This is a genomic window from Clostridia bacterium (assembly GCA_036562685.1).
Lineage (GTDB): Bacteria > Bacillota > Clostridia > Christensenellales > DUVY01 > DUVY01.
On the sequence record DATCJR010000179.1, the window covers coordinates 1 to 10,273 of the forward strand.

12 protein-coding genes are annotated in these 10,273 nt (G+C 37.2%); all 12 read left to right on the plus strand.

Translation table 11 applies throughout. From position 1 onward, the window contains the following. The coding region (locus VIL26_07880) for a cysteine desulfurase family protein (protein ID HEY8390845.1) at positions 1-983 on the plus strand (983 nt) is incomplete at its 5' end. Positions 984-1,182: 199 nt separating this feature from the next. Continuing rightward, a complete protein-coding gene (lspA, locus tag VIL26_07885; protein HEY8390846.1) occupies positions 1,183-1,782 on the plus strand; it encodes a signal peptidase II in 600 nt (199 codons plus the stop codon). Between the two features lie 22 nt (positions 1,783-1,804). Continuing rightward, a complete protein-coding gene (locus tag VIL26_07890; GenBank protein ID HEY8390847.1) occupies positions 1,805-2,710 on the plus strand; it encodes an RluA family pseudouridine synthase in 906 nt (301 codons plus the stop codon). A gap of 328 nt (positions 2,711-3,038) precedes the next feature. After that, complete coding sequence (locus VIL26_07895) at positions 3,039-4,001, plus strand: aspartate carbamoyltransferase catalytic subunit (GenBank protein ID HEY8390848.1); 963 nt, start codon at positions 3,039-3,041, stop codon at positions 3,999-4,001. Positions 4,002-4,061: 60 nt separating this feature from the next. Continuing rightward, positions 4,062-5,357, plus strand: coding sequence for a dihydroorotase (locus VIL26_07900; GenBank protein ID HEY8390849.1), 1,296 nt, complete (start codon positions 4,062-4,064; stop codon positions 5,355-5,357). A 21-nt stretch (positions 5,358-5,378) separates the two neighbouring features. Further along, positions 5,379-6,281: an orotidine-5'-phosphate decarboxylase gene (gene pyrF / locus VIL26_07905; GenBank protein ID HEY8390850.1), complete on the plus strand. Its 903-nt coding sequence runs from the start codon at positions 5,379-5,381 to the stop codon at positions 6,279-6,281. 1 nt (position 6,282) lies between these two features. After that, complete coding sequence (locus VIL26_07910; GenBank protein ID HEY8390851.1) at positions 6,283-7,038, plus strand: dihydroorotate dehydrogenase electron transfer subunit; 756 nt, start codon at positions 6,283-6,285, stop codon at positions 7,036-7,038. Beyond that, positions 7,035-7,943, plus strand: a complete 909-nt coding sequence (locus VIL26_07915; protein ID HEY8390852.1) for a dihydroorotate dehydrogenase — start codon at positions 7,035-7,037, stop codon at positions 7,941-7,943. Before VIL26_07910 ends, VIL26_07915 begins: the two co-directional genes overlap by 4 nt. 5 nt (positions 7,944-7,948) lie before the next feature. Continuing rightward, entirely contained in the window at positions 7,949-8,524 is a 576-nt protein-coding gene (gene pyrE, locus VIL26_07920) for an orotate phosphoribosyltransferase (protein HEY8390853.1), read from the plus strand. Between the two features lie 20 nt (positions 8,525-8,544). After that, positions 8,545-8,826: a hypothetical protein gene (locus VIL26_07925; protein ID HEY8390854.1), complete on the plus strand. Its 282-nt coding sequence runs from the start codon at positions 8,545-8,547 to the stop codon at positions 8,824-8,826. Between the two features lie 34 nt (positions 8,827-8,860). After that, complete coding sequence (locus tag VIL26_07930; protein HEY8390855.1) at positions 8,861-9,196, plus strand: hypothetical protein; 336 nt, start codon at positions 8,861-8,863, stop codon at positions 9,194-9,196. 183 nt (positions 9,197-9,379) lie between these two features. Then, positions 9,380-10,171, plus strand: a complete 792-nt coding sequence (gene minD / locus VIL26_07935; GenBank protein ID HEY8390856.1) for a septum site-determining protein MinD — start codon at positions 9,380-9,382, stop codon at positions 10,169-10,171. The last annotated feature ends 102 nt before the right edge of the window (positions 10,172-10,273 follow it).

A 10,273-nucleotide genomic window follows, 5' to 3' on the forward strand; every position in this document is an offset into this window, starting at 1 on the left:
GTGCTACCGAAGCCAACAACTGGGTTTTGAAAGGTATAGCTGACGCTTCTAAAAAATCAAAAAAAAGAATCATAACAAGTGCTATAGAACATTCTTCTGTTATTAATTGCGTGGAAGATTTGGAAAGACATGGTGTTGAAATCGTTAAGATTTTGCCCGATCAAGACGGAGTCATTAGTCCCGAAAGCGTGGTAAATGAACTTAACGAAAATACCATTTTGGTTTCTATTATGCTTGCCAATAATGAAATAGGCACTATTCAGCCAATCAAAGAAATCTGTGCAGCTGTAAAAAAATACAATCAAGAAATATTATTTCATACGGACGCTGTTCAAGCTATAGGAACTCTTAATGTCAAGGTCGATGATCTGGGAGTGGACTTATTGACTTTGAGCGCGCATAAATTTTATGGGCCTAAAGGTATCGGTGCTTTGTATATAAAAAAGGGCACTAAAATTGATAGGTTGATAGCTGGCGGAAATCAGGAAAGAGGACTAAGGGGCGGCACTTCCAATGTTCCTGCCATAGTCGGATTGGGATATGCAATAGAAAAGGCGTATAAAGACTTAGATAAAAACTCAGAACATATCAGAAGTTTGAGAGACAGACTTATTGAAAAAATAGAAAAAAACATACCTTATGTAAAACTCAACGGACATAGAACCAAAAGATTAGACGGCAATGTAAACTTCAGTTTTCAATATGCTGAAAGTCAAGGCATTTTGACAATGCTTGACATAAAAGGTATCGCAGCCAGCGTAGGTTCCGCTTGTACCGCAGGAAGCTTCAAACCCTCTTATGTATTGATGGCGACAGGCGTGCCCGAAGAACTTGCAGGCAGTTCTATAAGACTGTCTTTGGGAAAGAACAACACAGTAGAAGAAATTGATTATACAGCCGATATGTTAAAAGAAATTTTGGCAAGTCTAAGAAAACTGTCTCCGTTATTTGTGGATATAAAAACTCCGCCGACTTTGGGGTAAAAAATTGAATTAAAATAAAACAGCAATTAAATTTTTGATTGCTGTTTTTTTATCAGCTTTTTTAATAGCATTTAATAGTCCGTATAGTTATATATTATATTAATGGTTATTTTTACCTTGATAATTTCAAAAGAAAACAATTATAGTTTATTTAATAATACACTTTACATAAAAGGCTTTTTTTGGTAAAGTTATATCAATGGATAAACAATCTTTTTCATTTAATAATGTTTTTGACAGAATCAAAAACAGAAGCTATAAAGACTTAGCCAAAAATCTTTGGCTTCCTTTGGTTATAATTTTTGTTTTGATTTTTTCTGATATGCTGTCAAAATCCTTAGTTGAAAACAATATGGAGTTAGGACAAAGACTAATTCTTATTCCTAATTTTTTGTCAATAACTTATGTTCTTAATGAAGGCGCGGCATTTTCTATATTGTCGGGTAAAAAATGGTTTTTTATAATTGTAACTACTGTTACTGTTGTCGTAGTAATGTTTTATCTTATATATGACTGCGATAGACTCACGGTATTGATGAAAATAGCTATTGCGCTCATTGTGGGCGGTGCATTAGGCAATTTGATTGACAGAATAATGCTTGGCAAAGTCAGAGATTTTATTGAAATTATTTTCTTTGGATATGACCTGCCGCTTTTGGGCGAAAGTTTTGCTATCTTCAATATAGCAGACTGCGGCATTACTATAGGCGCTATCTTATTGATTATAGGAATTTTAATCGGTTATCATAAAAAAGATAAAAGCGAGCAAAAAGAAATAACAACAGAAGCAGGCGAGTAATTGCTTGCTTGTTTTTTATATTATGAATAAAGATATTATAATAGCTGAAAAAGACAATGACAGGCTGGATGTTTTTCTTACCGAAGTATTGGATATCAGCCGTTCACAAATAAAAAAATTAATAGATAGTGGAAACATCTTAGTAGCTGGCGAAAAGGTTAAGTCAGGCAAAAGCTTGAAAATGGGCGATGTGATTGAAATAACTTACCCTGATCAGCCTGCAACCGACCTTATTCCTGAAAACATTTCTTTGGATATTGTTTATGAAGATGACGACCTTGCAGTGATCAATAAGCCGCAGGGCATGGTAGTTCATCCAGGTGCAGGAGTGTATAGCGGTACTTTGGCTAATGCGCTTATGTATCATTTTTCAAGCTTGTCTAATTGCGGAGAAACGTTAAGACCAGGTATTGTTCATAGGTTGGACAAAGATACATCAGGGCTTATTGTGGTCGCCAAAAATGATTTTGCCCATATGAATCTTGCCGCCCAAATAGCAACAAAACACGCTACTAGAATTTACAGGGCTTTGCTGCATGGTGTTTTGAAACAAGACAGCGGAGTTATTGAAAAAAATATTGTAAGAGACAAAAAAGACCGCAAAAAATTTACCGTTGCGGAAGGCAATCTGGGACGGTACGCGATAACATATTATAAGGTTATTCAAAGATTTTCAAAAACCACTTACGCTGAATTCAAGTTAGGCACAGGCAGAACGCATCAAATAAGAGTACATTGCAGATTTTTGGGACATCCTATAATAGGAGATCCTGTTTACGGCTATAAAAACGAAGAATATACTGAATTGAAAGGGCAATTATTGCATGCTTATAAGCTGGAATTTGACCATCCAAGAGACGGCAGAAGAATGAGCTTTTGCTGCGAGCTGCCTCATATGTTTGAAACGATTTTGAAAAAGCAGCAATAATCGTTTTACAAAAACCCATAAAAATGATATATTATAAAAAATCAGACATGGAGAAAATAATGCATTGTGAGTCTAAAGTTTGTTTAACCTCCCCTTGCGTAGTTCTTGACAAGGCTGATTGTGATTTTATTAATATAGAATTTAAAGAGCAAAAGTAACTACTTTTGCTTTTTTTTACGATAGGGGAAAAAACTTCGGAGGTTAAGCCATATGATGCTTAGACGCAAAAACACAACAAAAAAATTGATAAAGCAGAGGAAATTGAACGGATTAAGGATTGTTCATAAAGAAGAAGTTGGAACCAATCGAAAAGCACAGGAAGGAAAAAATGTCTAAATTAGATCTACTGGGTCTAAAGGGAGTGCCGAGAGAAGAAATAACAAAAATTCTTGACGGCGCTGCCGAAATGAAAAAAATATTAATGAGCGGCAAAAAAAAGATTTCTCTACTTGAAGGGAAATCTGTTTTTTTGATGTTTTATGAACCAAGCACAAGGACTAGTTCAAGTTTTGATGAAGCAGCCAAAATTTTAGGCGCAAACACAATTAACCTTGCAGTAAGTTCATCATCAGTAAAAAAAGGTGAAACACTTATTGACACCGCTATGACTTTGGACCACATGCAGGCTGACGTAATAGTTATACGACATTCTGTTTCAGGCGCGCCAAAGCTTATTGCACAAAACACAAAAGCATCAGTAATCAATGCTGGAGACGGTTTGCACGAGCACCCGACACAGAGCTTGCTTGATATGTTTACAATGAGAGAAAAATGGGGCACATTTGAAGGCAAGAAAATAGCCATAATAGGAGATATCAAGCATTCGCGTGTAGCAAGAAGCAATATCTGGGGATTGACTGCTATGGGAGCAAATGTAACAATTTGCGCACCCGCTACGCTTATGCCGATAGGTGTAGAGGATCTTCCTGTAACAGTTGCTAAGACCAAAGAAGAGGCTGCTAAGAACGCCGATGCTATTATGGGGCTAAGACTTCAGCTAGAAAGACAGGATAAAGGAATGTTCCCTAGTATTGCGGAATATTTCAAATACTACGGTATAGAAAAGAGCATTATTGATTTGGCACATAAAGATGTAATCGTGATGCATCCTGGTCCTGTAAATAGAGGTGCAGAGATTGATACAGATTCAACAGACGGACTAAATTCAGTAATTACACAGCAGGTAACCAACGGCGTGGCAGTAAGAATGTCTGTCTTGGCTTACCTAACCGGCAAATTAGATGAATTTTTAACGCCAAACGCTAATAAGCGCAAGGTTGTTCCGCTGTAATTGTCATTAGCGTTATCTAAATTGATTTGATATACTAAATATAACTCAAAGGGAGTTAATATGAAAATTTTATTGAAGAACGGAAATATAGTTTTTGGTGACAAGGTTGAAAAAGGCGATCTTGTTTTGGAAAATGGAAGAATAGCATTTGCAGGCGGAACATATTCGGGTGAATCTGATAAATCTTACGATGTAAGCGGAAAAATGGTTTTGCCTGGACTTATCGATATGCATACTCATCTGAGAGATCCCGGACTAGAATATAAAGAAGACATTATAAGCGGTTCAAGATCAGCAGTAGCTGGAGGATTTACTTCAATTGCATGCATGCCCAACACGCGACCTTCTCTTGATAATCCTGCTTTGGTAGCTTATGTAAAATACAAATCCAAAGAATGCGGACTTTGCAAGGTTTTGCCCATAGGCGCTGTAACCAAAGGTCAAAAGGGTGAAACATTGGCAGAATTAAGACTTATGAGCGATCAGGGCGCAGTAGCATTTAGTGATGACGGCAGTCCCGTAGCAACCGCGCATATGCTAAGACTTGCGCTTGAATATACAAAAGATTTTGACGGGCTTATAATTTCTCACTGCGAAGATGTTTCACTTACTGACGGCGGCTATGTAAATGAAGGTAAAAACGCAAGTCTTGCAGGTCTAAAGGGCATCACAAGAGCCAGCGAAGATGTCGGAACTGCTAGAGATCTTATAGTAGCCAAAACTATGGATGCGCGTATCCATATCGCTCATGTCAGCACCAGCGGTGCAGTAGATCTGATAAGATTTTTTAAAAAGCAAGGAGTAAAAGTTACAGCCGAAACCTGTCCTCAATACTTGTTTGCTACTGATAAAGAAATTTTGGACTTTAATACGTTTGCCAAAATCAATCCTCCTTTAAGAGAAGAATCAGACAATCAGGCTTTAATAGAAGGTATAAAAGACGGCACAATCGATGTTTTGGCCACAGATCATGCTCCTCATCATATTGATGACAAAAGAGTTGATTTTTCACAGGCAGCATTTGGTTCTATCGGACTTGAAAGCGCTGTAGGACTCAACACAAGACTTATAGAAAAAGGCGTTGTTGATTGGACAGGCTTGGCAAAATTAATGAGCACCAATCCAGCACGAATTTTAAAACTAAAAGAAACAGGCGAAATCAAAACAGGATATGTAGCCGATATTACGGTAATTGATCCCGATATAGAATATGTCTTTGACGCAAAAAAGACTTTCTCAAAGGCGCGTAACTCCTTGTTTGACGGCTGGAAGTTAAAAGGCAAGGCAATTATGACCATAGTTGACGGACAAGTTGTATATAATAATTCAAAGATAACACCGTTTGGCAGAGAATAGACAAAAGGAGAAAAAATAAAGATGATTGATAAGCTGATTGACCGAATCATTGCTACCGATAACCCTTCAGTTATAGGACTTGACACTGATATAAGCTATCTTCCTGAAGAAAGTATAAAAAATATCAATTCTTTGGACGATGCGGCAAAAGAGATAACAGAATTTAATAAGAACATAATTGACGCGGTATGTGAAGTTGCACCTGCCGTAAAAGTTCAGATCGCATATTATGAACAGCTTGGTGTTGCTGGTATGAAAGCGTTTTCTGAAACATTAAAATATGCACATCAAAAGGGTATGATAACAATAGCAGATGCCAAGCGAAACGATATAGGTTCAACAGCGTCTGCTTATTCAAAAGGCTTTTTTAGCGGAATAGAAATAAAAGGTAAAAGACTGATTGATTTTGAAGCAGACTTTTTGACTGTCAATGGATATCTGGGTTCAGACGGACTCAATCCCTTTATAAAAGACTGCAAAGCATTTGACAAAGGTATTTTCGTGCTGGTTAAGACTTCCAATCCCTCTAGCGGAGAGCTGCAAAACAAAGTTTTGGAAAACGGAAAAATGCTTTATCAACAGGTAGCCGACCTAGTTACTGATTTAGGACGCGATATGATAGGCAAATACGGCTATTCAGATGTATGCGCAGTAGTCGGCGCTACTCATCCTAAAGAAGCTGAAGTTTTGAGAAATCAATATCCTAACTTGTTCTTCCTTGTTCCGGGATATGGAGCTCAAGGCGGTACAGCGGAAGATCTTAAGGTATGTTTTGACCAAAAGGGCTTGGGCGCAATAGTCAATTCTTCACGCGGTATTTTGTGCGCATATAAAAATGAAAAGTACAAAGGTTTGGATTATGTTAAGGCCGCATATCAGGCAACAATTGATATGAAAAACGATTTGAACAGGGTAAGAAAGTAAATTGAAAGATTATCAATTAGTTATTAATAGTAATAAAGAAATCGCACATAAGGTTTTTAGAGCAAAACTTGAATGTCAAGAAAAACTGCCGCAATTTATTGGCGGTCAGTTTTTGCATTTGCAGCTTCCCAACAGAATATTAAGAAGACCTTTGGGAATTTTGAAAATCAATGAAAACTGTGTAGAAATAGTGTATGCCGTTGTGGGAGAAGGCACATTAGAGTTATCTCAATTAAAAAACGGCACACCTCTAAAAGCAATGCTTCCTTTGGGCAACGGTTTTATTTTGCCTAATGGTTACAAAAAAGTTGCTTTATTAGGCGGAGGTTTGGGTTCAGTACCCTTATTGCCGGTAATAAAAACATACAAAGATATAGAATTTTATGCATACATGGGCTTTAGGTCCAAAGACAATGTAATTTTGTATGACGATTTCAAGTCTAGCGCATATAGGACTGTCTATGCTACCGAAGACGGAAGTTTTGGCGAAAAAGGTTATGCATTAAGCGCGTTGCAAAATGATATGAAAGATATCAGATTTGACGCTGTTTTGGTATGCGGACCTACACCTATGGTTAAGGCTGTAAAAAACGCGGATTTGAATGTGCCGGTCTTTGTGTCTTTAGAAGAGCGTATGGGCTGCGGAGTAGGAGCTTGTTTGGTTTGCACATGCAAAATCAAAAAAGGTGAACAGATTGAAAACTTGAGAGTATGTGCTGACGGTCCTGTGTTTAAGCTAGATGAGGTGGTTCTATGAAAACTTCGGTCAATATTTGCGGAATAGAATTTAAAAATCCTTTGATTGCGGCAAGCGGTACATTTGGATTTGGAAAAGAGTATTCAAATTTTTATGATATTAATGTTTGGGGCGGAATTTGCACAAAAGGTCTTACTTATGAAAAAAGATTAGGCAATCCAGTACCCAGAATTGCCGAAACACCTATGGGCATGCTAAACAGTGTAGGACTTCAAAATCCTGGATTTAAAGGATTTGTCGAAGAAGATCTGCCTTATCTCAAAACATTAGATACAGTAGTTATCGCTAATATTGCCGGCAGTGTTGTAGAAGATTATTGCAGACTTGCCGAAGCGTTAAATGACTGTGATGTAGATATGGTCGAACTCAATATTTCTTGCCCTAATGTAAAAGAAGGCGGAATGGCGTTTGGAGTTAAGCCGGAATCTATAAAAAATGTAGTAGGCAGTGTAAGAAAATATTGCAAAAAACCGTTGATAGTAAAACTAAGCCCCAATGTTGCTGATATCACAGAAAACGCAAGAGCAGCGGAAGATAACGGCGCAGATGCAATTTCACTTATCAATACAGTAAGCGGCATGGCGGTTGATATTTATACAAGAAAGCCTATTTTGGCAAGAACTATAGGCGGTCTATCGGGACCAGCTATAAAACCAATTGCGCTTAAAATGGTTTGGCAGGTTTATAATACCGTAAAAATTCCCATAATTGGTATGGGAGGTATTTCAAGTGCAAAAGACATATTGGAATTTATGTTATGCGGAGCAAGTTTGGTTCAAGTAGGAACATATAACTTTACTGATCCTTACGCTCCTTTAACATTGCTTGACGACTTGACAAAACTTATGGCCGACTGTAAAATACAAGATATAAACTCAATAGTTGGCGATTTGAAAGAGAGGTAAAAATGATTTCACAAGAGAAAGTTCTGGAAATTTTTGAAAGTTCAGGGGGTATTTTGAAAGGTCATTTTCTATTGACCAGCGGCAGACACAGCGATCAGTATATGCAATGCGCTAAGTTGTTTGTAGATCCCACTCATTCAACAAAACTTTGTTCTGAGCTAAGCAAAAAGTTCCGTTCATTACATATTGATGTAGTTGCAAGTCCTGCAATTGGCGGCATTATCATGGGATATGAAATGGCTCGTCAATTAAAATGCCAAAACGTATTTTGCGAAAGAGTTAACGGCAAAATGGAATTAAGAAGAGGTTTTGCAATATCTAAGGGCATGAATGTTTTGGTAGTAGAAGATGTTGTAACTACCGGTGGCTCTGTAAAAGAAGTTATGGAGCTTATTAAAGACCTGGGCGGCAATATCGTAGGTGTCGGCTCAATAGTTGACCGCAGCGCAGGCAAGGTTGACTTTGGCGTAAAATTTGAATCGCTTATCAGCATGGACATACCTTCTTACGAAGCTGATCAATGTCCTATTTGCAAGCAAGGAATACCTATCATAAAGCCGGGCAGCAGAGATCTAAAATAATTTATTTGAGGTAAACTTTAGTGGCTAAGAATAAAAAATTCTGGTCAGGCTTATCTATGGTTGCCGTAGTTGTACTTGCGGCGCTTATTTTGGTTAATTATTTTCTAGGACGATTTACCGACTTAGAAAAATTAATCGGCTTAATAACAAAAGCAATAACTTTGATAGCACTTGTCTTTGTTGTTGTTTATGCATACGATTGGGTATCTGCTCAAAGCGGCAAAGACAGAACGATTTGGTTTATTATTTACGTAATAAGCGTTATAGTTTTGGCAGTTTTTTATCTGCTGGGCTGGTTTTAATTTATAACAAAAATTTAAGGAGCAAGTTTTATAAATGGAAAAAGTTAGAAGACGCAAAAGGAATTTTTTGACCGAATATTTTAGAAATTTCGGATTAAGACAGCTCATAGGGCTTGTCATGATAGCATGTGCTATAGCTTTGATTTTTGGACTTATCTTTAAATCCGAATTGACACTGCTTATAGCTTTTTCTGTTTATGCAGCTGTTACATTTCTGAGCATTTTTACGTCTGTTTTGGTTATGGTAAAAAATAACCGTCGTTCGCCCGAATTTAAGCGTGCAATGGTTAATATGATTATTATGCTTGTGATTTTTGCTTTGGCATTATTTGCAGCAATTTTTACAGGCACTCACGGAATTTACAGATAAAATATTATTAAATAAAATAAAAGCCGTATGATTAATTCATACGGCTTTTTTGATTTTAGATATGCTTTTTCTTTTATATTATATTTTTGTCGAAAGACATTATCTTACAAATATCGCCTTTACACAGTTTTGATTGAGAATATATAATGATAATCACCGAAGAAAAATCTTTTGAGGTGACCTATGGCTCGCAGAATAGTTATATGTTCAGGTAAAGGTGGTGTCGGAAAAACTGCAGTTTGCGCCAATTTGGGTATGTCACTTGCTAAGATGGGACTAAGGACGGTTTTGATCGACACGGATATAGGGCTTAATAATCTTGATGTGGCTATGGGTGTTGAAAATAAAGTTGTATATGACATTATAGATGTAATTGAAAACAGATGCAGAGTAAAGCAGGCGTTGATTCCAGACACAATGTATGACAATCTTTGTACACTTGCCGCCCACAAACAGGCGGCAAACAAAATTACAGGCGCCAATATAAAACATATCGTTAATTGCCTTTCAGAAAGTTTTGATTATATTTTGTTAGACTGTCCTGCGGGCGTTGAGGTTGGATTTCATAGAGCTGTTGCGGCATCAGATGAAGCCATTATAGTTACCACTCCTCATATTTCCGCAATAAGAGATGCAGACAAGGTAATTTCCATACTTAACAATTATATGATAAATAATATGTCTTTGGTCATAAACAGGGTAAGGGGCGATCTTATCTTAAATTATGAAATGCTTGATGTTGACAGTATTGTTGAGCTTTTAGGAGTATTGCCTGTGGGCATTATTCCAGAAAACGATGATATTTGTGCTTATGCTTCTATGGGCATTAGGCTAAAAAGCGGTTCGGCGGCCTTAGAAGCTTTTGATATTTTGGCGCAAAACTTACATAATGGCACACGAAAATTATATGACTGCACCAGCAAATACAAAGGTGTGATAGGAAAAATAAGGCGAAATCTAAAAAGGATGGTTTAAAGATGATGAGCAAACAAAAAAAAGAATTGGCTGTTCAAAGGCTCAAAAGAGTATTGACCGTGGATAAAGTAAATCCTTCATCTGTGCGGTTAGGCGAGGTTT

What these genes read in the sequence shown, in the direction of transcription:
- lspA (HEY8390846.1), top strand. Translation starts at nt 1,183, where the DNA reads ATGGATAAACAATCTTTTTCATTTAATAATGTTTTTGACAGAATCAAA.
- VIL26_07890 (HEY8390847.1), top strand. Translation starts at nt 1,805, where the DNA reads ATGAATAAAGATATTATAATAGCTGAAAAAGACAATGACAGGCTGGAT.
- VIL26_07895 (HEY8390848.1), top strand. Translation starts at nt 3,039, where the DNA reads ATGTCTAAATTAGATCTACTGGGTCTAAAGGGAGTGCCGAGAGAAGAA.
- VIL26_07900 (HEY8390849.1), top strand. Translation starts at nt 4,062, where the DNA reads ATGAAAATTTTATTGAAGAACGGAAATATAGTTTTTGGTGACAAGGTT.
- pyrF (HEY8390850.1), top strand. Translation starts at nt 5,379, where the DNA reads ATGATTGATAAGCTGATTGACCGAATCATTGCTACCGATAACCCTTCA.
- VIL26_07915 (HEY8390852.1), top strand. Translation starts at nt 7,035, where the DNA reads ATGAAAACTTCGGTCAATATTTGCGGAATAGAATTTAAAAATCCTTTG.
- VIL26_07930 (HEY8390855.1), top strand. Translation starts at nt 8,861, where the DNA reads ATGGAAAAAGTTAGAAGACGCAAAAGGAATTTTTTGACCGAATATTTT.
- minD (HEY8390856.1), top strand. Translation starts at nt 9,380, where the DNA reads ATGGCTCGCAGAATAGTTATATGTTCAGGTAAAGGTGGTGTCGGAAAA.